Source organism: Mesorhizobium sp. PL10 (assembly GCF_053714315.1).
Genome location: NZ_JBSKBR010000001.1, coordinates 25,141 through 51,367, shown reverse-complemented (window position 1 = coordinate 51,367; position 26,227 = coordinate 25,141). Strand labels below are relative to the sequence as shown.

Below are 26,227 nucleotides of genomic sequence, written 5' to 3'. Positions count from 1 at the left end.
CTCCCCAAAATGAGTGGCGTTAAACGGTGACGCTGAAGTCGACGATGGCCTGCGAGGCAAAGCTGCCTGTGTAGACGGGGACGGAGAAATCCTCTTTCTGGCTGACACCGTTGACCGGCACCAGCCGCATCCCCACGGCGAGGATCTCATAGGTTTTCCCCGATGTGACCGTGCGACCGCCATAGCTCGGGAACCGCATCGCGTCGGCCATGAACGCCTCCCGCACCGTTTCCCAGAAAGTCCGTTCAACGAGGGTGCCGGCCAAGGCGGGCGTCGCCGGCGCCTTGGCGTCATCGGCCAGCTCGCGCACGGCGATCTGCACCGGTCCGACCGCCGTGTTCCGCGTTACCCGGATGGAGATCCATGCCTGATCCTTGTTCAGCACCGGCCGCTCGGGTTCGGCCTGCACGGGGCTGCGTATGCCGAGCCGCTGCAGCAAGGTGTTCACGCCCGCGCTGCCGCCGGCGATGATGAGCGCCGACAGGCCGGTCGAGACCTTGCCACTCCAGGTGGCCGGCGTAGTGCCGGACGTGACCAGTGCGACAAGCCGGGCGAAGATGTCGTAGTGGAAGCCGAGCACGACGGTCAGTCCCACCGCGACCATCACCAGGGTCTTCACGGCGCGATTGTTGAACAGCATCCGGTACAGCCGCCACTGGAAGATGGTGGTGAGCGCGCTTTCCACCACCAGCACGATCACGGCGAGCGCGGCAAGCTCGGTGCCCAATTGACCGACATTGGGAACGGCGGCGTCTTCGGCAAAAGCCGGTCCGACGGTTGCAGCGAAAGCGAGCGCAAAACCAAAGATACGAAACATAGCCAGGGCTCCCGACAGTTACGTCCCCAGTGATCCCGCCGGATCGCCGTCCCTTACAGGCTGTAGCGCGAGCGAAACTCGGCGAAGGACATCGCCAAGTGGTTCTCGTCCACCTTTCCGGTGATCCCGTCGACGCTGCCCGAGTCGCTGAATTGCCAGATCGCATAGTTGGTGAAGCCCGACGGTATCGGCGGCGGGCTCGAGCTGTAGCGGGCAAGCCAGAGCGGACAATTGCCAAAGCCGCTCGGGTTGCCGAGCGCCTGCCAGATGTTGGCGCGGGTGTAGATGAACGGCCAGCGGCCACCATGGGCGGGCCGCACCGCGGCGACCCAGTCCTTCGCCTTCTGGACATAGGCGGCCCGCGCCGCCGGCGTCGAGGGAATGAGTTCGATGTCGAGCGAGGGAATGAGGTCGCCACTGCCGAACGACACCGTGCTGAGAAAGGCATGCGCCTGGTCGGCGCCGGGCGCGGTGTTGCGCAGGAAGTGATAGCCCCCCACCAGCAGTCCTGCCGCCTTGGCATCGGCGACATTGCGGACTGCGAATGCATCCTTGCCGGTCTTGTCGGATATTTTTATGAACGCGAACTTGGCCCCTGCGCTGCGGACCCGCGTCCATTTTATGGCGCCGGCGCCGCCGCCACCGGCCTCGTTCTGATAGTGCGAAACGTCGATCCCTTCACGCGTCGGCATGCCCCTGCTCCCATAGCCAAGCGGGCGCCGAAAATGCGGGCGCGCCCCGTTCGTTTTGATGCAAGCTGTAAGAAACTTCCCCGAAGCTCAGCGAACACTGGTGCGGAATAGAGAACCTGACTCTCTTGCTTCGCTGAATTCAGGCATATTAGCCCTATCTAAGGCCGCCTCTGTGAAACCCTTCACACAGCTTTGCAGGAAGCTGGCGATCCGGTCGTTGACGGCTTCGGGCTTTGCGTCCTTTGTACAAACGGGCGGCCAATGGCCACCCGCTTCATTTTCCAGGATCAATATCCGTCGACGTCGATGACCGCCTGGGCGAAAGCCTGCGGCGCTTCCTGCGGCAGATTGTGGCCGATGCCACCCTCGATCGTCCGGTGCGCATATTTGCCTGAAAACTTGTTGCGATAGGCCGTCGGGTCGAGATGCGGCGCGCCATTGGCGTCGCCCTCGAGCGTGACGGTCGGCACATCTATGATCGGACCAGCGGCAAGCCGGTTTTCCAGATCGTCATACTGCGGATCGCCCGCCGCCAATCCGCCGCGCCAGCGGTAGTTGTGAATGACGATGGCCACATGGTCCAGATTGTCGAAGGCCGCTGCGCTGCGATCGAAAGTGACGTCGTCAAAGTTCCATTTCGGCGACGCCGTCTGCCAGATCAGCTTCGCGAAATCATGCCGGTATTTGTCGTAACCGGCCGCGCCACGCTCGGTGGCGAAATAGAACTGGTACCACCAGTCATGTTCAGCGCTTGGCGGCAGCGGCACTTTGCCGGTCTTGATGTTGCCGACGAGATAGCCGCTCACCGAGACCAGCGCCTTTGCGCGTTCCGGCCACAGCGCCGAGACGATGCAGGCGCAGCGCGCGCCCCAGTCGAAACCGGCAAGGATCGCCTTGGGGATACCGAGTGCATCCATCAGCGCGATCACGTCCTGGGCGACCACCGATTGCTGGCCATTGCGCATCGTCTCGGCGGACAGGAAGCGCGTCGTGCCGTAGCCGCGAAGATAGGGCACGATCACCCGGTAGCCCGCCGATGCCAGGAGCGGCGCGACATCGACAAAGGCGTAGATATCGTAAGGCCAGCCATGCAGCAGAATGACCGGCGGCCCATCGGCCGGACCGGCCTCGGCATAGCCGATGTCGAGAACGCCGGCCTTGACCTGCTTCAGTGCCGCGAAGGACGTGTTGGTCCCTGGCTTGACCGTGGGCAGGGTCGCCGCCTTTGCCGTGCTGGCCAGCGCGCCAGCCGAGCCGACCAGGCCGGCGGCAGCGAGGTTCAGGGCGGCCGTACCGAAGAAGCGGCGGCGGTCGTGGTTGATTTCGTCGGCCATTGGTTTCTCCTACTGATTGGTACCAACCGGAAAGGATGGCCCGGGTGTATCTCCCATGTGTCCCCATCCGTCCAAATTGAAAGCGGATGTAGCTAGGCGGCATCCGGACACACTGAGATACATTTCCAGCCGATCAGCACACATTCGGGATACGACAAACCTTGACTTCGGCGAAAGCGTCTAACCTTGCGCTTCCGACTGGTGCCCAGAAATCGCGGCGAGGAAGACCCGGCCGAACTCCTTCAGCTTGGCCGCACCGACGCCGTTCACTTCGGCGAAATCGTCGAGGTCTTGCGGGCGGCGCTCGGCCATATCGATCAGCGTGCGGTCGGAAAACACCACATAGGCAGGCACCTGGCGCTCCTTGGCCAGGCGCAGCCGCAGCGTCTTGAGCGCGGCCAGCAGCGAGGCATCCACATTTTCGCCCTGGGGTATCTGGCCGGCACGAGCCGCGCGGCGTGCGGCCCGCGTGCGCGTCTCGACGCGATACTGGAACGCAACCTCGCCACGGCCGAGCGCATGGCCTTTGTCGGCGATGGCCAGGCCGCCATGACCGCCCGGATCCGGCACCAGGAAACCGTTTGCGACAAGCTGGCGGATGAGCGACAGCCAAAAATCCTTCTTGTGCGCGGCGCCGCTGCCGAAACAGGCCAGCCTGTGATGACCTCTGGTCGCCACCTTTTCGGTCTCGTGGCCAAGCAGGATGTCGATGACATGGCCGGCGCCAAAACGCTCGCCGCTCTGCGCGACCGCAGCCAGGATGATGCGTGCCTCGACGGTGCCGTCGGCGCGCGGCGCCTGCTCCAGGCAATTGTCGCAATTGCCGCAAGGCGCCGCCTCTTCGCCGAAATAGCCGAGCAGCACCTGGCGCCGGCACTCGGCCGTCTCGCAATAGCCGATCAGCGTGTCGAGCCGGCCATGCGAGCGGCGCTTGTGCTCGACCGCGGCGTCCTCGTCATCGATGAACATGCGGCGCATGCGGATATCGCCAAGACCGTACAGCATATGCGCCTCTGCCGCCCGGCCATCGCGGCCGGCGCGGCCGATCTCCTGGTAGTAGGCCTCCAGGCTGCCCGGCAAATCGGTGTGGAAGACATAGGCAACGTCAGGCTTGTCGATGCCCATGCCGAAGGCGATGGTCGCCACCATGACGACGCCCGACAGCGTCATGAACGCGTTCTGGTTGGCGTCACGCGCTTCCTTGCTCATCCCGGCATGATAGGCGAGCGCGGTGACGCCGTTCTTCTCGAGGAAGGCCGCCATCTCTTCGGTCTTCTTGCGCGACAGGCAATAGACGATGCCGCTGCGCCCCTGATGGCGCTCGATGAAATTGAGCAACTGCCGCTTGCTGTCCTGCTTGGGCTCGATGGCAAGCTTGATGTTCGGGCGGTCGAAGCCGAGCACCTGCGTGTCTACACGCCCGCCAAACAGTCGTGTCTCGATGTCCGCCCGTGTCGTCTCGTCGGCCGTAGCCGTCACCGCAATGATCGGCACATCGGGAAAGATGCCGCGCAGCTGCGACAGGTCTTCATATTCGCGCCGGAACGCCGGCCCCCATTGCGAAATGCAATGTGCCTCGTCGATGGCGATCAGGCTGACATCGAGCCTGGCCAACGCATCCAGCATGCGCTCGGTCATCAGCCGCTCCGGCGCCAGATAGAGCAGGCGCGTCTGGCCCGACGCAACACGGCGCCACGCCGCGACATTGGCATCGCGCTCGATCGAGGAGTTGATCGTATCGGCGGCGACGCCGGCAAGGCGCAGCGCCGCGACCTGGTCCTGCATCAGCGCCACCAGTGGCGACACGACGATGGTGAGCCCACCCTTGACCAGCGCCGGAACCTGGTAGCAGAGCGACTTGCCCGCCCCCGTCGGCATGACGGCCAGCACATGACGGCCGGCGAGCAGCGCCTCCATCACGGAGGCCTGTCCCGGGCGAAAATCGTCGAAGCCGAATACGTCCTTCAGGACGCGCCGTTTGGGATCGTGCACGCTCGTTGTCGATATCTGCATCATGCAATTTCTGTGAATCACCGCCCCACAGGGCGCGGGCGTGACGATAAGCGTCGAGCTATGCCACGGCAATCGCCGCGATGGAAATTCTCATCCCAGGAATACGGACGGGCAATTTTGCGCCCTGCCCCGCGCGAGCGGATACCAGGCAGCGCATTCCGCCTTGGCGACGTTGCCTCCGCCCGCCATCGGGACGATGCGTTAAACCTATCTTCACCAAGTTACGGCACCATCCAAACCCTGCGGCGATGTTTCGAGTACCGCTGCGCCGCGAGCGCACAGGCAACAACCCGCGCCTCCCAGGAGGCGCGGGTTTCTGTTTGCGGAACAGACCGGAAAAGGCTCAGGCCAGAAAATCGGCGCGGTACGGCGTAAAACTGTCGACCAGGCGTCCGGCCTCCAGCGCTTTGACGCCATGCACCAGATTGGACGGCACGATGAAGCTGCCGCCGGTCTCGATGATGTCGGTCCGGCCGTCGATGGTCACCTCGAAGCGGCCTTCGGCGACATAGCTGGCCTGGACATGCGGGTGCGAGTGCAGCGCGCCGACGCCGCCCTTGTCGAAACCGAATTCGACTATCATCAGTTCATCGGTGTGCAAGAGAACGCGCCGCCTGTTGCCGTCCGGCGTCGGCGTCCAGGCGCTCTCGCCGGGATGGGCGAAAATCTTCGGCTCGGTCATTGTCCTCTCCTCATCGCGCCAGCCAGCCGCCGTCGACCGGAACCACCGCGCCATGCATGTAGTCGGACGCCGGCGCCAGCAGGAAGACGGCGGCGTCGCCTATGTCTTCCGGCCCGCCCCAGCGGCCGGCCGGGATGCGCGCCAGGATCGCGGCACTGCGGTCGGGATCGGCGCGCAGCGCCTCGGTGTTGTTGGTTTCGATATAGCCGGGCGCAATCGCATTGACGTTGATGCCCTTTGCCGCCCATTCGCAGGCGAGCAGCCTTGTGACGCCGAGAGCGCCATGTTTCGACGCTGTGTAGGAGGCGACGCGGATGCCGCCCTGGAAACTCAGCACGGAGGCGATGTTGACGATCTTGCCGCGCCGTCCGGTGTCTGCCAGCACGCGTTTGGCAAAAGCCTGGCTCAAAAAGAACAGCGTCTTCAGATTGACGTCGATGACGTCGTCCCAGTCGGCCTCGGAGAAATCGACCGCATCGGCGCGCCGGATGATGCCGGCATTGTTGACCAGGCCGTCGATCGGTCCGGTCACTTCCCAGACCTTGTCGAGGATGGTCTTCGCGGCAGCATGGTCGGCGAGATCGCAGCGCACGGCCTCGAACTGCCCGCCCACCTCGACGACTTGTCTTTGCGTGTCATCCATCGCCGAGCGGCCGACGCCGATGACAGTGCCACCCGCGCGCGCGATGGAGAGCGCGATGCCCTGGCCGATGCCGGTGTTGGCGCCGGTGACCAGGATGCGTTTGCCGGCCAGGCTGAAAGCGGACGGGCCGCTCATCGTAGTTCACCCAGCGGCACCGGGTCGACATCGGTGTAGTCGACATTGTCTCCGGCCATGGCCCAGATGAAAGCGTAGTTGGAGGTGCCGGCGCCCGAATGGATCGACCAGCCCGGCGACAGCACCGCCTCTTCATTGGCCATCACGAGATGGCGGGTTTCATCCGGCTCGCCCATGAAATGGAAGACGCGCGCAGTCTCCGGCAGAGCGAAATAGAGATAGGCTTCCATGCGACGGTCATGCACGTGGCAGGGAATGGTGTTCCACACCGAGCCCGGCGCCAGCTGTGTCATGCCGACCACCAGCTGGCAGGTCTTGACGCCGTCGGCATGAATGAACTGGAAGATCGAGCGCTCGTTGCAGGTCTCCTTGCTGCCGAGGTCGAGACGCTTGGCGTCGCCGATGCGGATCAGCCGATTCGGATAGGTGTGATGCGCTGGCGCGCTCAGCAGATAGAACTTGGCCGGTGCGGCCTTGTCGACCGACGCGAAGGACACATCGCTGCTGCCCATGCCGAGATAGAGCATGTCACGCGCCTGCAATGGGTGGCTCTCGCCGTTTGCCGTCACCGAGCCGGCGCCGCCGATGTTGACGATGATAAGCTCGCGGCGGTCGAGGAAATCCCTGGTACCCGTCGGCTTGATCGCTTCCAGCGGCAGCGGTGCAGCCGTCGGCACGGCGCCGCCGACGATCATGCGGTCATAGTGCGTATAGGTCAGGCTGACGCGCCCCGGCTGGAACAGGTCGTCAATGTGGAAGTGATGACGCAGTTCGTCGGTCCCCATGGCAGCCGCGGCGACCGGGTCGATGGCGAAACGCGAGGTGAAATCGGTATGCGGATGAATTTCGTTCATTACTGCTCCAGCTGCTTTGTCTATTCGGTGTCAGCCGCCTTGACCGAGTCGGCATAAAAGACCTGGCGGGCGTGCAGTCGCTCGCGGTAGCGCTGCTGGCTGGCGGTAAGATGGGCGCGCATCGCCTCGCGCGCGGCTTCGGCGTCGCCTGACGTGATCGCTTTCAGGATCACCAGATGCTCGCGCTGCAGGCCGCGCTGATAGCTGTCGGACTGCACCAGTTCGGTCGACCAGGGCGAGGTCACGTCGCAGGGAATGGCGCGGCGGCCCAGCACATCCAGCATCTCGACATAGAACGGGTTGTTGGTGGCGCTGGCGATTGCCCGGTGGAAGGCGAGATCGGCCGGACCGGTCGGCTCGCTGTTGAGCAGCAGCCGTTCGAACTCGAAGAAGGCTTCCTGGATCGCCGCCTCCTGCGCGGCGTTGCGGCGGATGGCGGCGAGCCCTGCCGATTCGATCTCGACCGCCAGGCGCACTTCGAGCACGTTGAGCGCGACGGAATCCTTGGCTCCCATGTCGGCGGCGAGCGCCCCGAACATGGTCGAGATGTGTTCGGTGACGAAGACGCCGGCGCCCTGGCGCGCCTCGACCAGGCCGTCGGCGGCAAGCTTGGCCAGCGCCTCGCGGATGACGGTTCGGCTAACGCCGAAGGTCTCGGTCAACTGTCCCTCGGTCGGCAATTTGTGGCCGGGCAGGATCTCGCCCGCGCTGAGCTGCTTGCGGATCGCCGCGACGACGGTCTCCGACAGTTTGGGCTTTCTCTCGACCTTCAGATCAGCAATTGTTTCGGCCACGTGGGTAACCTTCTAGTGGAACAGGCTCGGCAGCCACAATGAGATTTCCGGTATGTAGGTGACAAGCATCAGCACCGTGAAGGCCGCGCCGTAGAATGGCCAGATCGAGCGCATCGCCGTCCAGATCGGGATCCGACCAATGGCGCAGCTGACGAACAGCACCGCCCCGACCGGTGGCGTGCACAGGCCGATGCCGAGATTGAGGATCAGGATGACACCGAAATGCACGGGGTCGACGCCATAGGCTGTCACCACCGGCAGGAAGATCGGGGTGGTGATGATGATCAGCGGCGACATGTCCATGAATGTGCCGAGGATAAGCAGGATGATGTTGAGCAGCAGCAGGATGACCAGCTTGTTGTCGGATACCGACTGCAGGAAGGCAACCAGCGCGGCGGGCACCCTGAGATAGGCCAGCAGCCAGCCGAAGGCGGCTGCGCAGCCGATAATCATCAGCACCATGGCCGTCGTACGCACCGCCGCCGTGGTTGCGGCGACGAAGTCGCCCCAACTCATCGAGCGGTAGATGATGAGCGTCACCAGGAAGGCGTAGACGATGGCGATGCATGAGCTTTCCGTGGCGGTGAAGATGCCCGACCTGACACCGCCAAAAATGATGCCGATGAGCAGGAGGCCGGGAATGGCGGCGACAAGCAGTTGCAGGACCCGTCTGAAGCCAGCGAAAGGCTCGGTGGGATAGCCGCGCCGGGTGGCGACCCAATAGGCCGTGACCATCAGCGAAAGCGCCAGCAGCAGCCCCGGGATGACGCCCGCAGTGAACAGGTCGGCGATCGAGATACGGCCGCCGGCCGAGATCGAATAGATGATCATGTTGTGCGACGGCGGGATCAGAAGAGCGATGATAGCGCCCACCGATGTGATGTTGACGGCATAGTCGACGCCGTAGCCGCGCGCCTTCATCTGCGGGATCATCAGCCCGCCGACCGCCGAAGCATCCGCCACGGCTGAACCGGAAATGCCGCCGAACATGGTTGACGCCGCAATGTTGACCTGACCGAGACCGCCGCGCAGATGGCCGACCAGCGATCCGGCCAGCGCCACTAGCCTGGCGGCTATGCCGCCGCGCACCATGAGGTCACCGGCGAAGATGAAGAACGGAATGGCCATCAGCGAGAAGACGGAAACGCCTGAGTTGAGGCGCTGGAACACCACCAGCGGCGGCAGGCCGAGCACCAGCACGGTGGCGAAGCTGGCCACGCCAAGACAGAATGCGATTGGCGTGCCGATGATGAGCAGGAAGACGAACGTGCCGAACAGAACCATCAGGGCCATTACAGATCCTCTTCGCCCGTAGCATATTGATCGGCATCGACAGGCAGCCCGGCAAATCGCCCGGCCAGCCGCTCCAGGGAAAACAGACAGACCAGCGCGCCGCCCAGGATGACCGGCAGGAAGGTGACACCGCCCGGCATATCGAGGGACGGCATGATTGTGTTCCAGGTCAGCCTGGCGAGTTGAACGCCGTAGACGATCATGCCAAAGCCAAAGGCGAGCACGACCAAGTCCGAAATGCTGCGCAGCACCGCCTTGCCCGAGTGCGGCAGAAAATAGAGCAGCACATCAAAACCCAGATGCGTGCGCTCACGAACGCCGACCGCTGCGCCTAGGAAGATGAACCATCCCATCAGCAGCACCGAGAGGGACTCGGTCCAGCTCGGCGAGTTGTTCAGGACATAGCGTGAGAATACCTGCCAGAAGATGATGATCGTCATCAGCGTCAGGCCCGCCCCGCTGACCCACAGCGCAAGCTTCGCCAGTTGCGACAGCAGCCGCTCCGTTGCCAGCCAGAATGATTTCATGTGGACCCCTCCGCTGAGTGGTGGCGCGGATGATCGCGCCACCACCTTCGCGACGAATTACTTGGTTGCCTGGATACGAGCCGCGAGATCCTTCAGCGCCGGCGTCGACAGGTACTTGTCGTAGACCGGCTTCATCGCATCGATCAGCGGCTGCTTGTCGATCTCGCTGACCTTGACGCCGGCCTTCTCGACGATATCGCGCGACTTCTTCTCCTGCGCGTCCCAAAGCTCGCGCATCTTGACGACGCTGTCCTTGGCCGCCTGGCGGACGATCGCCTGGTCTTCAGGCGACAGCTTGTCCCAGCTCGCCTTCGCCATCACCAGCACTTCCGGAACGATCTGGTGCTGGTCCATCGTGTAATGCTTGGCGACTTCATAGTGCTTGGCGGATTCGAAGCTCGGCCAGTTGTTCTCGGCGCCATCGATGACGCCTGTCTGCAGTGCCGAATAGACCTCGCCATAGGCCATCGGCGTGGCGTTAGCGCCGAGCGCATTGACCATGTCGACGAACACGTCGGACTGGATGACGCGGAACTTCATGCCCTTCATATCGGCCATCGAGGTGATGTCCTTCTTGGTGTTGTAGAAGGATCGCGCGCCGGAATCGTAGAAGGCGAGACCGACAAGGTCATGCGCCTCAAACGCCTTCAGGATCTCGTCGCCGATCGGCCCGTCCATGACATGGCGCATATGCTCGACCGAGCGGAACATGTAGGGCAGCGACGGCACCGCAGTCTCCGGCACGATGCCGTTGAACGGGCCCATCGAGACGCGGTTGAGATCGATGACGCCGGTCTGCGTCTGCTCGATCGTATCCTTCTCCTCGCCGAGCTGCGCCGAGTGATAGACCTCGACCGAATAGCGGCCGGCGGTGCGCTCCTTGATCAGCTCACCCATGTACTTTACCGCCTCGACGGTCGGATACCCGTCGGGATGGGTGTCGGCCGAACGCAGCACGGTCTGGGCATTGGCGACGCCGATCATCAGCGAGCCGAAGGCGAATGTGGCTGCCGTCAGTTTTGAAAAATAGAACATGACTGTCTTCCTCCCTTTGTAAAAATCAAGGTGCCCGGCTCAGAGCCGGTACGCCTTCTTGGCAAGCGTGTAGGCAAGCTCCCGCGCCAGCTCATGCGCTTCGTCCTCAGTGAGCCGATGCTCGGCAACGAGGCGGGCGAGAAAGGCGCAGTCGACCCGGCGCGCCACGTCGTGGCGAGCCGGTATCGAGGGAAAAGCGCGGGTGTCGTCGTTGAAGCCGACGGTGTTGTAAAAGCCGGCAGTTTCGGTCGTCATCTCGCGGAAGCGGCGCATGCCTTCCGGACTGTCATGGAACCACCAGGCCGGCCCGAGCTTCAGCGCCGGATAGACGCCCGCCAGCGGCGCCAGTTCGCGCGCGTAACTGGTCTCGTCGAGCGTGAACAGGATGATGGTGAGGTCACGCTCCAGCCCGACGCAGTCGAGCAAGGGTTTGAGCGCCGCCGCATAGTCGGTGCGGGTCGGAATATCGAAGCCCTTGTCGCGGCCGAATTTCTGGAAAACACCGGGCGAATGGTTGCGCCAGGAGCCGGGATGGATCTGCATCACCAGCCCGTCGTCGCGGCTCATCTTGGCCATTTCGGTCAGCATCTGGGCGCGAAACAGTTTGCGCTCGCGCTCATCGTTGGAGCCGCGGCGGATGCGGTTGAACAGCTCTTGCGCCGCCGCGTCGGAAAGATTGGCGGTCTCCGCCGTCGGATGGCCATGGTCGGACGAGGTCGCGCCGAAAGTCTTGAAGAAGGCGCGGCGCTTACGGTGGGCGCCGAGATAGCCGGCCCATGTGCCGGTGTCGCAGCCGCTGATCTCGCCGAGACGGTCGAGATTGTCCGAAAATCCTTCGAAGTCGGGATCGACCACAGCATCCGGCCGGTAGGCGGTGACGACGCGGCCCTGCCAGCCGCTGGCGCGGATTGTCTTGTGCCATTTGAGATCGTCGAGCGCGCCTTCCGTCGTCGCGATCACTTCGATGTTGAAGCGCTCGAACAGCGCCCGCGGACGATAGTCGTCACCCCGCAACAGCTCCGCGATGGTGTCGTAGTGGCGGTCGGCGGTTTTGGCGTTGAGCGGTTCTTCGATGCCGAACAGGTGCTCGAGCACATGGTCGAGCCACAGCCGCGTCGGCGTGCCGCGAAAGAGATAATAATGCTCGGCAAAGCGCCGCCAGATCGCCCTCGGGTCGGCTTCGACCGGCGAACCGTCGAGGGTCGATACGCCGAGATCCTCCAGTGGCACGCCCTGGCTGAACAGCATGCGGAAAATGTAGTGGTCGGGCACGACCAGCAATTGTGCCGGATCGGGGAACGGCTCGTTGAGAGCATACCAGCGCGGATCGGTGTGACCGTGCGGGCTGACGATGGGCAGATCCTTGACCCCAGCATAGAGATCGCGCGCGACCGAAAGCGCTCGCCCTTCGGCGGCAAAAAGCAGATCCGGATCGGTCAATCCTGCCACGTCCATCCTCCCAAGGGCGCTTATCGGTAGGATTGCAAAGAAGTAATGTCAACATACAAAAACTGGATTGTTGTATGATGACTTTCAGGCGATATCGGGTCATTGTGCGACGGGAGAACGGATGATACGCCGCTAGCCGATCCGCCCCACACGCCATCCAGCGACAAGCCGCGCCATGACCAGCAGACGCCTTTCCAATACCACGGTGCAATCCCTGCCGACCTCGGCAGCGGTCCCCGCCTATGATCGCGCCAGTGTCGCCCCAGGGATCGTTCATCTCGGCGTCGGCGCCTTCCATCGCGCTCATCAGGCCGCCTATGTCGATGACTGCCTGGCGGCCGGCGAGACCGGCTGGGGTATCATCGGCGTGTCGCTGCGCAGCCCCGACACGCGCGATGCGCTGGCGCCGCAGGACGGGCTCTACACGCTGGCGGTGCGCGGCAGCGATGGTGAAGCGCTTCAAATCATCGGCTCCATCCAGTCGATGCTGGTGGCGCCGGAAAACCCGGGCGCTGTGCTGGCCGCGCTGATCGATCCGCGCACCCGCATCGTCACGCTGACCATCACCGAAAAGGCCTATCTCCGGGCTGCCGACGGCAGGCTCGATGCGACCCATCCCGACATCGTCCACGATCTGGGCAACCCAGGATTGCCGAAGACCGCGCATGGCTTCCTGGCCGAGTCGCTGGTACAGCGCCGCGCCGCCGGCACGCCGCCCTTCACCGTTCTGTGCTGTGATAATTTGCCGGCCAACGGCGCCACGCTGCATAGGCTGCTAACCGCGTTTGCGAGATTGCGGGATGCCCAGACCACTGCATCAGGCGAAGCCCCTCTCGCCGGCCATATCGCCGACGAGGTGGCGTTTCCGTCAAGCATGGTGGATCGCATCGTGCCGGCAACCACCGATGCCGACCGGGCGCGCATAGCCGGCGAGCTCGGCATCACGGATTCCTGGCCGGTGATGACCGAGCCGTTCCGGCAATGGGTGATCGAAGACAGGTTCCCAACCGGAAGACCGGCCTGGGAGAAATTCGGCGTCACCATGGTCGAGGATGTCGGGCCGTTCGAGGACATGAAGCTCAGGCTGCTCAATGGCGCCCATTCCGGCATTGCCTATCTCGGCCTGCTTTCCGGCCACGCGACCGTCGACCGCGCCTTCGCCGACCCGGCGATCCGTCAATTTGTCGACCGGCTCTGGGCCGAGGCGATCCCGACCTTGCCTGGGGATGCCGGGCTCGACACGTCGGCCTATATAGCGGAACTCGCCGACCGCTTTTCCAACACAGCGCTTGCCCACCGCACGGCGCAGATCGCCAATGACGGCAGCCAGAAACTGCCGCAACGCATTGTCGCTTCCGCCATCGAACGCATCCATGCCGGTATGCTCCCGGAGCATCTGACGCTGGTGATCGCCGCCTGGATCGCAGCGTGCGAGGCACGCGGCAAGGACCTGCCGGAAGCCCACTTTACCGATCCGCTCGACTCAGCTCTGGCCGCGCTCGGCGAGCGGCCGACGCTGGAAAATGTCGCGACGGTGTTCGACCTCGCCGGCTTCGCCAGCGGCAAGCCCGAGCGGCAGACGCTGATCGACCTGGTCGCCGCCCATCGAGCCCACATCCAGCAAGGCGGGGTGGCACTTGCGCTTTCGGCGCTCGGCATACCGGGACCGACGAAACAGGCCTAACGGCGCTCTAGGATTCTGATCCGAAAGAGCCCGCGTTGCCGAGCCGGCAAGTCGGCACTCCGTCCGACCGATATCGTTCTCCCGCATTTCTGTGGGCACAAAAAAGGCCGGTTTGAACCCGGCCTATCTCGTCTTTTGTTTTCGCTGAGACTTAAGCTGCCAGCAGAGCGCTTTCGAGCGTGGTGAGCTGGGCGAGGAACTGCTCGGCCTTGCTGCGGGACTGATCGTCCTTGGCGTCGGCAGCGTCTTCCTTGGCGTCCTGGATGCGGCGGGCGAGGTCGGCGCGGTCGATATCGCCGACGGCGACAGCCGATTCGGCGAGCAACGTGCAGCCTGCAGGGACGATGTCGGCAAAGCCGCCGAACACCACATAGCGCTCTTCCTTGCCGCCTGCGGTCTTCACCGTGACGACGCCCGGCTTGATCGTGGTCATGACCGGCGCGTGATGCGCCATCACGGTCATCTCGCCCTCGGCGCCCGGAATGACGACGGCTTCGACCTGCTCGGAAACGAGCAGGCGCTCCGGCGAGACCAGTTCGAATTGGAAAGCTTCAGCCATGATCAATTTAGTGAGTAGGGAATAGTGAGCAGCGGGTAGGAAAAGAAGACCCGCTCAACCCAACATCCCCTATTCGCTACTCCCTATTCGCTATTCGCTTCTTATGCCGCTTCAGCTGCCAGGCGCTGTGCCTTCTCGACCGCTTCCTCGATGCCGCCGACCATGTAGAAGGCGGCTTCCGGCAGGTGATCGTAGTCGCCGTTGCAGAGGCCCTTGAAGCCCTTGATGGTGTCGGCGAGGTCGACCAGTTTGCCCGGCGAACCGGTGAACACTTCGGCGACGAAGAAGGGCTGCGACAGGAAGCGCTCGATCTTGCGGGCGCGGGCCACGGTCTGCTTGTCCTCTTCCGACAGCTCGTCCATGCCCAGGATCGCGATGATGTCCTGCAGCGACTTGTAGCGCTGCAGGATCGACTGCACCTGGCGGGCGACCTGGTAGTGCTCTTCACCGACAACCATCGGGTCGAGCATGCGCGAGGTCGAGTCGAGCGGATCGACGGCCGGGTAGATGCCCTTTTCCGAGATCGCGCGGTTGAGCACGGTCGTCGCGTCCAGGTGGGCGAACGATGTTGCCGGCGCCGGGTCGGTCAAATCGTCGGCCGGCACGTAGATCGCCTGCACCGAAGTGATCGAGCCCTTGGTCGTCGTCGTGATGCGCTCCTGCAGCGCGCCCATGTCGGTGGCGAGCGTCGGCTGGTAACCCACGGCCGAAGGAATGCGGCCGAGCAGCGCCGACACTTCCGAGCCCGCCTGCGTGAAGCGGAAGATGTTGTCGACGAAGAACAGCACGTCCTGACCCTGGTCGCGGAAATATTCGGCGACCGTCAGGCCGGTCAGGCCGACGCGAGCACGCGCGCCCGGCGGTTCGTTCATCTGGCCATAGACCAGCGCCGCCTTGGAGCCTTCGCCGCCGCCCTTCTTGTTGACGCCGGATTCGATGAACTCGTGATAGAGATCGTTGCCTTCACGGGTGCGCTCGCCGACACCGGCGAACACCGAGAAGCCGCCGTGCGCCTTGGCGACGTTGTTGATCAGCTCCTGGATCAGCACGGTCTTGCCGACGCCGGCGCCGCCGAACAGGCCGATCTTGCCGCCGCGGGCGTAAGGCGCCAGAAGGTCGAGAACCTTGATGCCGGTGATCAGGATCTGCGCTTCCGTCGACTGTTCGACATAGGACGGAGCCGGCTGGTGGATGGCGCGCATTTCGATGCCGTCGACCGGGCCTTCCTCGTCGACCGGCTCGCCGATGACGTTGATGATGCGGCCGAGCATGCCCGGGCCGACCGGCACGGTGATCGGCGCGCCGGTGTCATAGACGTCCTGACCGCGCACCAGACCTTCGGTGGAGTCCATGGCGATGCAGCGCACGGTGTTTTCACCGAGGTGCTGGGCAACCTCGAGCACCAGGCGGTTGCCGACATTGGTCGTCTCGATGGCGTTCAAAATGGCCGGCAAGTGATCGCCGAACTGGACGTCGACGACGGCGCCGATGACCTGGCGGACCTTGCCGACAACGCCGGTCTTCTTGACGACGGCGGCTGTCGTCTTCGATGCCGCAGCCTTGGCCGGGGCCGCTGCCTTGGCGGGCTCGGCCGCCTTCTTGGCCGAAGCGGCCTTCGCCGCTGCTGCCGGAGCCTTTGCCGCCGCTTTGGGAGCTGCCGCCTTCGGGGTCGCTGCTTTCGCCATCGTCTTTACCCTTTTCGTCCTTTGTTTCTCACGCTCCACCGGAAGGTCGATAACCTCCTGGCGGCCGCGCCTAGAGCGCCTCGGCGCCCGAAATGATTTCGATCAGTTCCTTGGTGATCTGCGCCTGCCGCTGGCGGTTGTAGGTAATCGACAGCTTGTTGATCATGTCGCCGGCATTGCGCGTCGCATTGTCCATGGCGCTCATCTTGGCGCCCATCTCGCCGGCTGCGTTTTCGAGCAGCGCACGGAAGACCTGAACCGAGATGTTGCGCGGAATGAGATCGGTCAGGATTTCGCCCGGCTCCGGCTCGTATTCGTAGACGGCGTTGCCGCCTGCGGTCGCCTCGGCCGGGGCGGAAGCGATGCCGGCCGGAATGATCTGCTGCGCGGTCGGGATCTGACTGATCACCGACTTGAACTGCGAATAGAACAGCGTGCAGATGTCGAAACCGCCCTCGTTGAAGAGGTGGATGACCTTGCGGGCAATGGCATCGGCATTGACGAAACCGAGCGTCTTGACCTCGCGCAGATCGACGCGTTCGAGGATCATCGAGGCATAGTCGCGGCGCAGGATGTCGAAACCCTTCTTGCCGACGCAGATGATCTTGACCTGCTTGCCGTCGGCCAGCAGCCGGCGGATATGGTCGCGGGCGAGACGGGCGATCTGCGAATTGAAGCCGCCGCACAGGCCTCGCTCGGCCGTACAGACGACGAGCAGATGCACATCGTCCTTCCCGGTGCCGGTCATCAGCGCCGGGGCATCGCCGCCGCTGCCGATTGCCTGGGTGATGTTGGCCAGCACCGCGCCCATCCGTTCGGAATAGGGGCGCGCGGCTTCCGCAGCTTCCTGCGCGCGGCGCAGCTTCGCCGCGGCGACCATCTGCATCGCCTTGGTGATCTTCTGCGTCGCCTTGACCGAGGCGATACGGTTACGAAGGTCTTTTAACGAAGGCATGCTTCAACCTGATCCCGTGCGTCCGGCTTTCTCAAGCGAAGGTCTTGGCGAAGGTGTCGATCTCGGCCTTCAGCTTGGCCCGAAGATCGTCCGACAGCGCCTTTTCCTTGCGGATGCCGTCGAGCACGTCCTTGCCGGCCGAGCGCATGTGGCTGAGCAGGCCATGCTCGAACTTGCCGACCTGGTTGACTGCCAACTTGTCGAGGTAGCCGTTGACGCCGGCGAAGATCACCGCGACCTGCTCCTCGACCTTGAGCGGCGAGAACTGCGGCTGCTTCAGGAGTTCGGTCAGGCGCGAGCCGCGATTGAGCAGGCGCTGCGTGGCGGCATCGAGGTCGGAGCCGAACTGCGCAAAGGCCGCCATTTCGCGGTACTGCGCGAGCTCGCCCTTGATCGAGCCGGCAACCTGCTTCATCGCCTTGATCTGCGCCGACGAACCGACGCGCGACACCGACAGGCCGACGTTGACGGCCGGGCGGACGCCCTGGAAGAACAGGTTGGTTTCGAGGAAGATCTGGCCGTCGGTGATCGAGATCACGTTGGTCGGGATATAGGCCGACACGTCGTTGGCCTGCGTCTCGATGATCGGCAGAGCGGTCAGCGAACCGCCGCCATTGTCGTCATTGAGCTTGGCGGCGCGCTCGAGCAGGCGCGAGTGCAGGTAGAACACGTCGCCCGGATAGGCTTCGCGACCCGGCGGACGGCGCAGCAGCAGCGACATCTGGCGATAGGCGACGGCCTGCTTCGACAGATCGTCATAGCTGATCAGCGCATGCATGCCGTTGTCGCGGAAATATTCGCCCATGGTGCAGGCGGTGAAGGGCGCCAGGAACTGCATCGGCGCCGGATCGGAAGCGGTGGCGGCGACGATGATCGAATAGTCGAGCGCGCCGCGCTCCTCGAGAACCTTCACGAACTGCGCGACGGTCGAGCGCTTCTGGCCGATGGCGACGTAGACGCAGTAGAGCTTTTCCTTCTCGGGGCCGTTATCGTGGACCGCCTTCTGGTTCAGCATCGTGTCGAGAATGATGGCGGTCTTGCCGGTCTGACGGTCACCGATGACCAGCTCGCGCTGGCCGCGGCCGACCGGGATCAGTGCGTCGATGGCCTTGAGGCCGGTCGACATCGGTTCGTTGACCGACTTGCGCGGAATGATGCCGGGCGCCTTGACGTCGACGCGCTTGCGTTCGGTCGCCTTGATCGGGCCCTTGCCGTCGATCGGGTTGCCGAGCGCGTCGACGACGCGGCCGAGCAGGCCCATGCCGACAGGCGCATCGACGATGGCGCCGGTCCGCTTGACGGTGTCGCCTTCCTTGATGTCGCGGTCGGCGCCGAAGATGACGACGCCGACATTGTCGGCTTCGAGGTTGAGCGCCATGCCGCGGATGCCGCCGGGGAATTCGACCATCTCGCCGGCCTGGACATTGTCGAGGCCGTAGACGCGGGCGATACCGTCACCGACGGACAGCACCTGTCCAACTTCGGAGACCTCGGCCTCCTTGCCGAAATTCTTGATCTGGTCTTTCAGAATTGCGGAAATTTCCGCGGCGCGGATGTCCATCAGCCGACCTCTTTCAGTGCAAGCTTGAGCGAATTGAGTTTGGTTTTGAGCGACGTATCGATCTGGCGCGAGCCCATCTTGACCACCAGACCGCCGAGCAGCGACGGATCGACGGTGACGGAGATGGCCACGTCCTTGCCGGCGACGCTTTTCAGCGCGGCCTTCAGTTCGGTCTGCTGGGCAGCCGTCAGTTCATGCGCCGAGGTGACCTCGGCAGCGGTCTCGCCGCGATGCTCGGCGGAAATCTGGCGGAATGCCTTGATCATGCCGGGAACGGCAAAGAGGCGACGGTTGCGCGCGACGACACGCAGGAAATTGCCGGTGAGACCGGTGATGCCTGCCTTGTCGGTGATTGCCGCGATGGCCATGGCCTGGTCCTCACTGGAGAACACCGGGCTGTTGATGAGGCGCGTCAGGTCGGCGCTGCCATCCAGCATCGCTGCGAAACTGTTGAGGTCAGCCTCGACGTTGGCAACTGAATTGGATTGCAGTGCGAGTTCGAACAGCGAACCCGCATAGCGTTCTGCGACACCTGAGATTGGCGATGACGATTGAGCCACGGACCGTCTTTTCTCTTGTCTGACAGGCCGCAGATTGTTGGCGCGAGCAAAAAACTCTGGCTAAATCTTTGACCTTACTAAGTTTTTTCAAGCACGGAGGCGCGGCTTCCGCTATCCCCGGCCGAAAGTCGATTGCCGTCTAGCACAGGCATTTTAAGACCGCAATGCGTCGTTCCGCATGCTTTTCGGGCACTATTGTCGCATCCGGCGGCAGAGTTCAACCAAAGCCTTCGGATTGGCCGCCGATTCAGGGCAGAAAGCCGAAGACGAAGGCGAGCGGAAGTGCGGCCAGCACCAGCTCGACAATGATCGACGCCCAGTTGAAAGGCGTGTTGGCGCCATCCGACATCATCGACAGCAAACGGCCGAAAGCGGTGAACAGCCAGGAGAAGCCGAGCGCCATGTAGAGCCATGGCTGCGCAAGCAGGATGCAGCATAGGCTGACGCCGAGATAGAAGCCCGACATGCGGCCGCGCCCTTCGGCGATGGCCGCTGCCTTTTCAGGCCGCACCTGCAGCCGCAGAATCCGGAAGGCGAGCCCCGGAGCGAGGAAAAACAGCAAGCCCAGCGCCAAGGTGACCACGGCGCTCGACCACGCCAACCACTCGCCCTGACTGGTTGGCCACGGAAACGCAAATTCCATCTGCCTCGATCCCCTCACAGCAATGCAGGGTGCATTGAATGTTGCCGGGAAGGGAAGTCAAGCGCGCAACGGGGCGTCAAGGGTTCCGGCACCAAAGGCGCGGACCTGTTGCGGCCGCGCGCCTGGATCGGTTTTGCTGCCCTTTCAGCCTATATATAAGAAGATACTTAAGAAAAGACAGCCGTGGAGTGAGACGTTGGAAAGTATAGCACGCGTGACTTGCCCTTGCGTCAAGTCGGCGTTATGCTTTCAATCTACTGTTAGCTGATTTATTGTTTGCACAAGCAATTTCACATATTTTGCAACCACTTGTGAAATCTGCGCAGATGAATTGCGGCGAGCAGGGTCTCAGAATTCGGAGAAGATCATGCCGGATCTTTGTCGAACGTCGCATCTGGCCGGGATCTGGGTTGTTGCCGCGACCCTCGTTGGCATCGCGCAAGGCGCACGCGCGGACTGTATCGCCGAACGGCCGACGGCCATGATTCCCGCCGATCCTTCGGTCTGCCAGCAACTTGAGGCCACGATCCGGAAGCCGTCGGCACTGTCCCTGGGGGACTACGAAAACAAGCTCAATCAGTATCTGGGCAGCTACTGCTACCGCGACGAGGCCGCCGGATGGGTGCACGACAAATTCGTGCGCCAGGCCGGACCGCGCATCGCGACCCTGGTCAACGGCGCCTGGCAGGGCAAGGATTTCGGGACCCATGCGCCTGTCATGATCTGGTATTCGCCCGAGATGGCGGACTGGCTTCGCAAGAACCGTCCCGCCGACGGTGAGGTAGACAACCCGCCGCCGGTTCCCGACGGCGCCATCATGGTCAAAGAGATGTTTTCGGAGCCCGCGTCGGATTGCCGGGTGGTCGATCCGCGCAAATTGTTCCCGACCAGCGGCGCCGCGATCATGATCCGCGATGCCGGCGCCTCTCACGACGGCTGGTTCTGGGGCTGGTATGGCTTTGGCAGCCAGAGCGGCTGGACGCCGGATTGGCCGGCTCTGCCCACCGACAACAACAGTTTGCCGAATATGGGCTTCGCCCAATACTGCATGAATTGCCATGCCTCGGCGGCCGACAATCTGACCTTCGCCTCGCCCAAGAACATCGTGGGCGAGCCCGGCAAGCCGCTGAACTATCTGGCGCAGGATTTCTTCACCGGGGCGCCGACGCCGACATTGCACCAAACTGTCGTGCTGCCCACCAACGCCAAGCCGCGGCTTGGCGAGCCGCTGTATAGTGCCAATGCCGACGTGGTGGCCGCGCTAAAAGCCTATGTCCGCGACATGCCGACCTATGGCAACGTCCCGAAAATGCCTTCAGAGACCTATGACAACACCTGGGTGGGCGCCAAGGGACCCGATGCGTCCGACACCTTCCTGACCTCGAGCCAGTGCCTTGGCTGTCATGACGCCGGCAGCACCGGGCTCCAGTTCGACATGACCAAGCCGAACCCGCATGGCGATGGTTTGATCAATCTGTCGCCCTTTGCGACCTGGCGAACCTCGCCGATGGGTCTCGGCGGCCGCGACCCGATATTTTTCGCACAGCTGGCGAGTGAGACGCAGAGCTTCCATCCCAAAATGTCTGGCGTCGTGCAGGATGTTTGCCTCGGTTGTCATGGCATAGGCGGCGAGCGGCAGTTCCATATCGACGAGAAGGCGAGTTCCGGGAAATGCGAGAAGTTCACGCGCGAGATGGTCGACGCGGTGCCGTGGCCGCCGGCAAATCCCAGCGCCGCCCATGCCAATTACGGCATGCTCGCACGCGATGGCATCACGTGCACGTCCTGTCACCGCATGGTGCTCAACACCAAGGCCAGCGAGCCGCTCGCCGACGCGCTGCAGAACGCCTGCGTCGAAGAACGGCAGGCGCTTCTCAATCCGCATGCGAGTGGTTTCGCCAAGACTTTTACCGGCAGCTTCATGGTTGGTTCGCCCGATACGCTCATCGGCCCGTTTCAAAAACCGGAAGTCGGTCCGATGCAAACTGCCCTCGGTATCAAGCCGGTCCACAACGCTACGATCACGAGCTCCGAGGTTTGCGGGACGTGCCACACGGTTCACCTGCCGGTACTTCAGGGCACCGACACCTTGGCGCATATCTACGAGCAGACGACCTACCCGGAATGGGCGTTCAGCGCGTACCGGACCGGCAGCACGCCGGACGGCCCGCTGCCGCTGGGCGCCGGCGCCACGCCGCAGAGCTGTCAGGGTTGCCACATGTCGTCGAAGGAACCCGACGGGACTTCCACGGTAAGCAAGATCGCCAGCATCCAGGAGAATCTGAATTTCCCGCAGACCGAGTCCAGCAACGCACCTGACCTTGTGGCGCGAGAAGGGTTCGCCCGCCACACGCTCGTCGGCCTCAACGTCTTCCTGGTCAAGATGGCGCAGCAGTTTCCCGATGTCTTCGGCATCAGGACGCGCGATCCGATGATGGGCAAGAAGGCTCTCGATCCTCTCGTGCTGACCGAGCAGGCGATGCTGGACCAGGCCTCGCAGGCGACCGCGACTGTTGCCGTCAGCGATCTTGCCGTCGGTGCCGAGACGCTTGATGCCAAGGTGACGGTGAAGAACATGGCCGGCCACAAGTTTCCGTCAGGCGTCGGCTTCCGGCGCGCCTTTCTGACTTTCAGCGTGCTCGATCAAAATGGCGAGGAGCTCTGGGTCTCCGGCCGGACCAACGCAGCCGGTGTGATCACCGATCCGGACGGCAAACCACTCGATGGCGAACTCTGGTGGAAGGACGATTGTTCCGGCCGCATCCACCCAGGCGAGCGGCCGCATCAGCCGCACTATCAAAAAATCACGCGACAGGATCAGGTGCAGATTTATCAGGAACTGGTTTCAACGCCGCCCGCCAATACGCCCAATCCGATCTGTGACGCCAAGGCGAAACCGGAAGGCGAACTGACGACCAGCTTTCTGTCGATCTGCACCGAGGTGAAGGACAACCGGGTATTGCCGGCGGGCTTCCTGCCACTCGACAGCCGCCTCGAAATTGCCAAGGCGCTGGGCGCGGATGAAGAGCTCGCCGTCGATGTCGGCACGACAGCAGTCGAAAACGACCCCGACTATATAGCGGGCGGCAGCGACACACTGAGCTATTCAATACCGCTTGCCGATTTGCCGAAGGGCACACACGCTGCCAGCGTCGAGGCAGACCTTTACTACCAGGCGACGCCTCCTTCCTATTTGCAGGATCGGTTCTGCACCGCCAAAGGTCCCGACACCGATCGCCTGTACTTCCTGACTGGCCATCTCAATCTGGCGGGAACGGAAGCAGAGGGATGGAAGTTGAAAGTGGTCGGCAGCGGAAATGTCGCCGTGACCGCCCAGCCTTGATTACTGCAGCATGAATGCGACCGCCGCCTCGGCATGAATGCGCGTGGTGTCGAACACCGGTATGTCAAAATCGCTTTGACCGATCAGCATGGTGATCTCGGTGCAGCCCATGATGACGCCGTCGATCTTTTCATTGCGCCGCAGGCGGGCGATTTCATCGATATAGGCCGCCTTCGATGGCGCGCTGACGGTGCCCTGGCAGAGCTCGTCATAGATCACCCGATGCACCATGTCGCGCCCCGCCTGATCCGGCACCACCGGCTGCAGCCCATATTTCTCCGTCAGCCGGCCCTTGTAAAAATCCTGCTCCATGGTGAAGCGGGTCGCCAGCAGCGCCGGCCGCTTGACGCCGGCGCCCTTCACCGCAACCGCCGTGGCATCGGCGATGTGGATCAGCGGGATCGACACCGCCGCCTGCACCTGGTCAGCGAGCTTGTGCATGGTGTTGGTGCAGATCATCAGCCCCTCGGCGCCGCCCGCCTCCAGCTTGCGCGCGGCATCCACCAGAAGCACGCCCGCGCCGTCCCAGTCACCGTGATGCTGCCGCTCGGCAATCTCGGCGAAGTCGAAGGAATGGAGCAACAGCTTTGCCGAATGCAACCCGCCCAACCAATCGCGCACAATCTCGTTGAGCAAGCGGTAGTAGATGGCTGTCGATTCCCAGCTCATGCCACCGAGCAGGCCAATGGTTTTCATAGCGTTCGCGGCTCCTTACAAAAAACTCTGCGGATCGATGTCGACCTGCACGCGGACCGAGCCGCGCGGCTTCGGCCCTTCGGCCAGCATGGTGCGGATGAAACCTTGCATGTCGGCCCGCCGCTCGCCCTGGATCAGCAGGCGGAAACGGTGGCGTCCGCCAAGCAACGACAACGGCGCCTCGGCGGGGCCAAGCACGAACAGGTCGCTGGCCTGGGGTGCGGCGCGGCGCAGGCCGCGTGCATGGCCCTCGGCCTCCGCCCGGGTCACTGCGCTGACGATGACTCCGGCGAGCCGGCCGAAAGGTGGGAGTGCGGCCCGTTCGCGCTCAGTGATCTCGCGCTCGTAAAACGCCTCGGCGTCGCCCGACACGATCGCCCGCATCACCGGATGGTCCGGCTGGAAAGTCTGCAGCAGGCCTAGGCTCTTCTTGCCGGTGCGCCCGGCGCGCCCGGTCACCTGGCTGAGCAATTGGAAGGTGCGCTCGGCGGCGCGCGGATCGCCATTGGCAAGACCGAGATCGGCATCGACGACGCCGACCAGCGTCATGTTGGGGAAGTTGTGGCCCTTGGCCACCAGTTGCGTGCCGATGACGATGTCGGCCTCGCCATTGGCGATGGCTTCCAGCTCCAGCCGCAACCTCCGCACGCCGCCCATCAGGTCGGACGACAAGACGATGGTGCGCGCGTCGGGGAAATGCGCCACGACCTCCTCGGCGATGCGCTCGACGCCCGGGCCGCAGGCGACGAGATGGTCGAGCGTGCCGCATTCCGGACAGGCCTCCGGCCGTTTCTCATTGTGCCCGCAATGATGACAGACGAGCTGGCCGCGAAAGCGGTGCTCGACCAGCCAGGCCGAACAGACCGGGCAGCCGAAGCGATGGCCGCAGACCCGGCATAGCGTCAGCGGCGCGTAGCCGCGCCGGTTGAGGAACAGCAGCGACTGCTCTTGTCTCTCCAGCGTGTGTTGCATCTGCTCGATCAGCAGCGGCGACAGGAAGCCGCCACGCGCCGGCGGCGCGCGCCGCATGTCGATTGTCTTCAAGTCGGGAAGAGCGGCCTCGGCAAAGCGCGCTGACAGCACTGCTCTCGCATAACGGCCCTGTTGTGCGTTGACCCGGCTTTCGACCGAAGGCGTCGCCGATGCCAGCACCACCGGAAAGCTGCTGATATGGCCGCGCACCACCGCCATGTCGCGCGCATTGTAGAAGACGCGGTCCTCCTGCTTGTAAGCAGGGTCGTGTTCCTCGTCGACGACGATCAGGCCGAGCTCCTTGAACGGCAGGAACAGCGCCGAGCGCGCGCCGGCGACGACGCGCACGCCGCCTTCCGCCACCTGTCGCCAGACCTTTTCACGCATCCTTGGCGGCAGGTCGGAATGCCATTCGGCAGGCTTGGCGCCGAAGCGCTGCTGGAAGCGTTCGAGGAAGGCATGCGTCAGCGCGATTTCCGGCAGCAGGATCAGCACCTGCTTGCCCTGATCGAGTGCCGCCGCCACCGCTTCGAAATAAACTTCCGTCTTGCCCGAGCCGGTAACGCCGTCGAGCAGCGTGACGCTGAAGGCGCCGGCCCCGACATTGGTGCGCAGCATGGCGGCCGCCTCGGCCTGGTCGGGCATCAGCTCCGGCAGGGCGTAGGAGGGATCTGGCGCTGCGACCACCGGTCGCGGCGGGATCATCACCGTCGCGAACACGCCTTGCGCCTTGAGCCCCTCGACCACCGTCGACGACACGCCGGCGGCATGCGCCAACCCCGAGCGCGTCCAGGCAAGCCCGCCTTCCGCCGTCTCCAGCACGCGCGTTCTGGCATCCGTCATCCGGTCGGGCATGACGAGCGTCCGCTGCAGGCCCTCGATCCACGGTTCGGGATCGAACGCCTCCGGCGCCCTGAGCAGCATGCGCGCCACCATGCCGGGCGGCGACAGCGTGTATTGCGCGATCCAGTCGACGAAGCGGCGCATGCCGCGATCGATCGGCGGACAGTCGAAAACCTGCTCGATCGGCCGCAATTTCTTGGCGTCGACCTTTTCGACCACGCCGTCCCAGACGATGCCGGCAACCTGGCGTGGACCGAGCGGCACGCGCACGATCGAGCCCGGCACCACGCGCATGCCGGCCGGCACGGCATAGGTGTAGGGGCGCTCGGCGGGCATCGGCACCAGCACCGGCGCGGCTGCGACAAAGGGCGAATCTTCGATCATCGGGCGTGACCTTGCCCCGACTTTGGTCTAGATCAAAGCGCAACCCCGAATGTGCATGAGCTGCACATGGAAAT

The 26,227-nt window shown here is 63.6% G+C and carries 22 protein-coding genes; 2 read left to right on the top strand and 20 right to left on the bottom strand.

The features are described 5' to 3' along the window. Positions 1–19: 19 nt before the first annotated feature. The 12 genes from ACWGTO_RS00220 to uxaC all read right to left on the bottom strand — a co-directional run bounded on the left by ACWGTO_RS00220 (position 20) and on the right by uxaC (position 12,268). Entirely contained in the window at positions 20–817 is a 798-nt protein-coding gene (locus tag ACWGTO_RS00220) for a hypothetical protein (protein WP_454572883.1), read from the bottom strand. Positions 818–870: 53 nt separating this feature from the next. Next, positions 871–1,509 (bottom strand): glycoside hydrolase family 25 protein, encoded by a 639-nt coding sequence (locus tag ACWGTO_RS00215; RefSeq protein ID WP_454572882.1) that lies wholly within the window; start codon positions 1,507–1,509, stop codon positions 871–873. Positions 1,510–1,796: 287 nt separating this feature from the next. Then, positions 1,797–2,843, bottom strand: coding sequence for an alpha/beta fold hydrolase (locus ACWGTO_RS00210; protein ID WP_454572881.1), 1,047 nt, complete (start codon positions 2,841–2,843; stop codon positions 1,797–1,799). 180 nt (positions 2,844–3,023) lie between these two features. Further along, positions 3,024–4,859 carry a DNA helicase RecQ gene (gene recQ / locus ACWGTO_RS00205; RefSeq protein WP_454572880.1) on the bottom strand — a complete coding sequence of 612 codons (1,836 nt, stop codon included), beginning with the start codon at positions 4,857–4,859 and terminating at the stop codon, positions 3,024–3,026. Positions 4,860–5,199: 340 nt separating this feature from the next. Continuing rightward, the gene (locus ACWGTO_RS00200; RefSeq protein WP_454572879.1) at positions 5,200–5,538 is read right to left on the bottom strand and encodes a cupin domain-containing protein; all 339 of its coding nucleotides are present in this window, start codon (positions 5,536–5,538) and stop codon (positions 5,200–5,202) included. A gap of 10 nt (positions 5,539–5,548) precedes the next feature. Beyond that, positions 5,549–6,316, bottom strand: coding sequence for a 2-dehydro-3-deoxy-D-gluconate 5-dehydrogenase KduD (gene kduD, locus ACWGTO_RS00195; protein ID WP_454572878.1), 768 nt, complete (start codon positions 6,314–6,316; stop codon positions 5,549–5,551). Further along, positions 6,313–7,170: a 5-dehydro-4-deoxy-D-glucuronate isomerase gene (gene kduI, locus ACWGTO_RS00190; RefSeq protein WP_454572877.1), complete on the bottom strand. Its 858-nt coding sequence runs from the start codon at positions 7,168–7,170 to the stop codon at positions 6,313–6,315. Before kduI ends, kduD begins: the two co-directional genes overlap by 4 nt. A 20-nt stretch (positions 7,171–7,190) precedes the next feature. After that, positions 7,191–7,964 carry a FadR/GntR family transcriptional regulator gene (locus tag ACWGTO_RS00185; protein ID WP_454572876.1) on the bottom strand — a complete coding sequence of 258 codons (774 nt, stop codon included), beginning with the start codon at positions 7,962–7,964 and terminating at the stop codon, positions 7,191–7,193. Positions 7,965–7,976: 12 nt separating this feature from the next. Then, a complete protein-coding gene (locus ACWGTO_RS00180) occupies positions 7,977–9,257 on the bottom strand; it encodes a TRAP transporter large permease (protein ID WP_454572875.1) in 1,281 nt (426 codons plus the stop codon). Next, complete coding sequence (locus ACWGTO_RS00175; protein ID WP_454572874.1) at positions 9,257–9,784, bottom strand: TRAP transporter small permease; 528 nt, start codon at positions 9,782–9,784, stop codon at positions 9,257–9,259. The genes ACWGTO_RS00180 and ACWGTO_RS00175 overlap by 1 nt, the downstream gene beginning before the upstream one ends. A 57-nt stretch (positions 9,785–9,841) precedes the next feature. Continuing rightward, the gene (locus tag ACWGTO_RS00170) at positions 9,842–10,819 is read right to left on the bottom strand and encodes a TRAP transporter substrate-binding protein (RefSeq protein WP_454572873.1); all 978 of its coding nucleotides are present in this window, start codon (positions 10,817–10,819) and stop codon (positions 9,842–9,844) included. 39 nt (positions 10,820–10,858) lie between these two features. Beyond that, the gene (gene uxaC / locus ACWGTO_RS00165) at positions 10,859–12,268 is read right to left on the bottom strand and encodes a glucuronate isomerase (protein WP_454572872.1); all 1,410 of its coding nucleotides are present in this window, start codon (positions 12,266–12,268) and stop codon (positions 10,859–10,861) included. A 175-nt stretch (positions 12,269–12,443) separates the two neighbouring features. Between uxaC and ACWGTO_RS00160 the strand changes: the two genes are divergently transcribed. Then, the gene (locus ACWGTO_RS00160; protein ID WP_454572871.1) at positions 12,444–13,952 is read left to right on the top strand and encodes a mannitol dehydrogenase family protein; all 1,509 of its coding nucleotides are present in this window, start codon (positions 12,444–12,446) and stop codon (positions 13,950–13,952) included. A 151-nt stretch (positions 13,953–14,103) separates the two neighbouring features. On the opposite strand, the gene ACWGTO_RS00155 is transcribed toward ACWGTO_RS00160, so the two are convergent. From ACWGTO_RS00155 to ACWGTO_RS00130, 6 genes are all read right to left on the bottom strand, one after another. Beyond that, on the bottom strand, positions 14,104–14,511 hold the full coding sequence (locus ACWGTO_RS00155; RefSeq protein ID WP_454572870.1) for a F0F1 ATP synthase subunit epsilon: 408 nt from the start codon (positions 14,509–14,511) through the stop codon (positions 14,104–14,106). Positions 14,512–14,612: 101 nt separating this feature from the next. Next, positions 14,613–16,196 carry a F0F1 ATP synthase subunit beta gene (atpD, locus tag ACWGTO_RS00150; RefSeq protein ID WP_454572869.1) on the bottom strand — a complete coding sequence of 528 codons (1,584 nt, stop codon included), beginning with the start codon at positions 16,194–16,196 and terminating at the stop codon, positions 14,613–14,615. Between the two features lie 70 nt (positions 16,197–16,266). Then, positions 16,267–17,151 carry a F0F1 ATP synthase subunit gamma gene (locus ACWGTO_RS00145; RefSeq protein WP_454572868.1) on the bottom strand — a complete coding sequence of 295 codons (885 nt, stop codon included), beginning with the start codon at positions 17,149–17,151 and terminating at the stop codon, positions 16,267–16,269. A gap of 31 nt (positions 17,152–17,182) precedes the next feature. After that, the gene (gene atpA, locus ACWGTO_RS00140; protein ID WP_454572867.1) at positions 17,183–18,712 is read right to left on the bottom strand and encodes a F0F1 ATP synthase subunit alpha; all 1,530 of its coding nucleotides are present in this window, start codon (positions 18,710–18,712) and stop codon (positions 17,183–17,185) included. Then, the gene (locus ACWGTO_RS00135) at positions 18,712–19,272 is read right to left on the bottom strand and encodes a F0F1 ATP synthase subunit delta (RefSeq protein WP_454572866.1); all 561 of its coding nucleotides are present in this window, start codon (positions 19,270–19,272) and stop codon (positions 18,712–18,714) included. The genes atpA and ACWGTO_RS00135 overlap by 1 nt, the downstream gene beginning before the upstream one ends. 247 nt (positions 19,273–19,519) lie before the next feature. Further along, positions 19,520–19,915: an AGROH133_08824 family phage infection protein gene (locus tag ACWGTO_RS00130; protein WP_454572865.1), complete on the bottom strand. Its 396-nt coding sequence runs from the start codon at positions 19,913–19,915 to the stop codon at positions 19,520–19,522. A 367-nt stretch (positions 19,916–20,282) separates the two neighbouring features. Between ACWGTO_RS00130 and ACWGTO_RS00125 the strand changes: the two genes are divergently transcribed. Next, positions 20,283–23,258: a hypothetical protein gene (locus ACWGTO_RS00125; protein ID WP_454572864.1), complete on the top strand. Its 2,976-nt coding sequence runs from the start codon at positions 20,283–20,285 to the stop codon at positions 23,256–23,258. Here ACWGTO_RS00125 and ACWGTO_RS00120 read toward each other — a convergent pair whose 3' ends face one another. After that, entirely contained in the window at positions 23,259–23,954 is a 696-nt protein-coding gene (locus ACWGTO_RS00120) for an aspartate/glutamate racemase family protein (protein ID WP_454572863.1), read from the bottom strand. Between the two features lie 15 nt (positions 23,955–23,969). Further along, a complete protein-coding gene (locus tag ACWGTO_RS00115; RefSeq protein ID WP_454572862.1) occupies positions 23,970–26,153 on the bottom strand; it encodes a primosomal protein N' in 2,184 nt (727 codons plus the stop codon). Positions 26,154–26,227: the final 74 nt, after the last annotated feature.

Coding starts and splice junctions, on each gene's coding strand:
- ACWGTO_RS00220 (WP_454572883.1), bottom strand. CDS start 817: ATGTTTCGTATCTTTGGTTTTGCGCTCGCTTTCGCTGCAACCGTCGGA.
- ACWGTO_RS00215 (WP_454572882.1), bottom strand. CDS start 1,509: ATGCCGACGCGTGAAGGGATCGACGTTTCGCACTATCAGAACGAGGCC.
- ACWGTO_RS00210 (WP_454572881.1), bottom strand. CDS start 2,843: ATGGCCGACGAAATCAACCACGACCGCCGCCGCTTCTTCGGTACGGCC.
- recQ (WP_454572880.1), bottom strand. CDS start 4,859: ATGATGCAGATATCGACAACGAGCGTGCACGATCCCAAACGGCGCGTC.
- ACWGTO_RS00200 (WP_454572879.1), bottom strand. CDS start 5,538: ATGACCGAGCCGAAGATTTTCGCCCATCCCGGCGAGAGCGCCTGGACG.
- kduD (WP_454572878.1), bottom strand. CDS start 6,316: ATGAGCGGCCCGTCCGCTTTCAGCCTGGCCGGCAAACGCATCCTGGTC.
- kduI (WP_454572877.1), bottom strand. CDS start 7,170: ATGAACGAAATTCATCCGCATACCGATTTCACCTCGCGTTTCGCCATC.
- ACWGTO_RS00180 (WP_454572875.1), bottom strand. CDS start 9,257: ATGGCCCTGATGGTTCTGTTCGGCACGTTCGTCTTCCTGCTCATCATC.
- ACWGTO_RS00175 (WP_454572874.1), bottom strand. CDS start 9,784: ATGAAATCATTCTGGCTGGCAACGGAGCGGCTGCTGTCGCAACTGGCG.
- ACWGTO_RS00170 (WP_454572873.1), bottom strand. CDS start 10,819: ATGTTCTATTTTTCAAAACTGACGGCAGCCACATTCGCCTTCGGCTCG.
- ACWGTO_RS00160 (WP_454572871.1), top strand. CDS start 12,444: ATGACCAGCAGACGCCTTTCCAATACCACGGTGCAATCCCTGCCGACC.
- ACWGTO_RS00155 (WP_454572870.1), bottom strand. CDS start 14,511: ATGGCTGAAGCTTTCCAATTCGAACTGGTCTCGCCGGAGCGCCTGCTC.
- atpD (WP_454572869.1), bottom strand. CDS start 16,196: ATGGCGAAAGCAGCGACCCCGAAGGCGGCAGCTCCCAAAGCGGCGGCA.
- ACWGTO_RS00145 (WP_454572868.1), bottom strand. CDS start 17,151: ATGCCTTCGTTAAAAGACCTTCGTAACCGTATCGCCTCGGTCAAGGCG.
- atpA (WP_454572867.1), bottom strand. CDS start 18,712: ATGGACATCCGCGCCGCGGAAATTTCCGCAATTCTGAAAGACCAGATC.
- ACWGTO_RS00130 (WP_454572865.1), bottom strand. CDS start 19,915: ATGGAATTTGCGTTTCCGTGGCCAACCAGTCAGGGCGAGTGGTTGGCG.
- ACWGTO_RS00125 (WP_454572864.1), top strand. CDS start 20,283: ATGCCGGATCTTTGTCGAACGTCGCATCTGGCCGGGATCTGGGTTGTT.
- ACWGTO_RS00120 (WP_454572863.1), bottom strand. CDS start 23,954: ATGAAAACCATTGGCCTGCTCGGTGGCATGAGCTGGGAATCGACAGCC.
- ACWGTO_RS00115 (WP_454572862.1), bottom strand. CDS start 26,153: ATGATCGAAGATTCGCCCTTTGTCGCAGCCGCGCCGGTGCTGGTGCCG.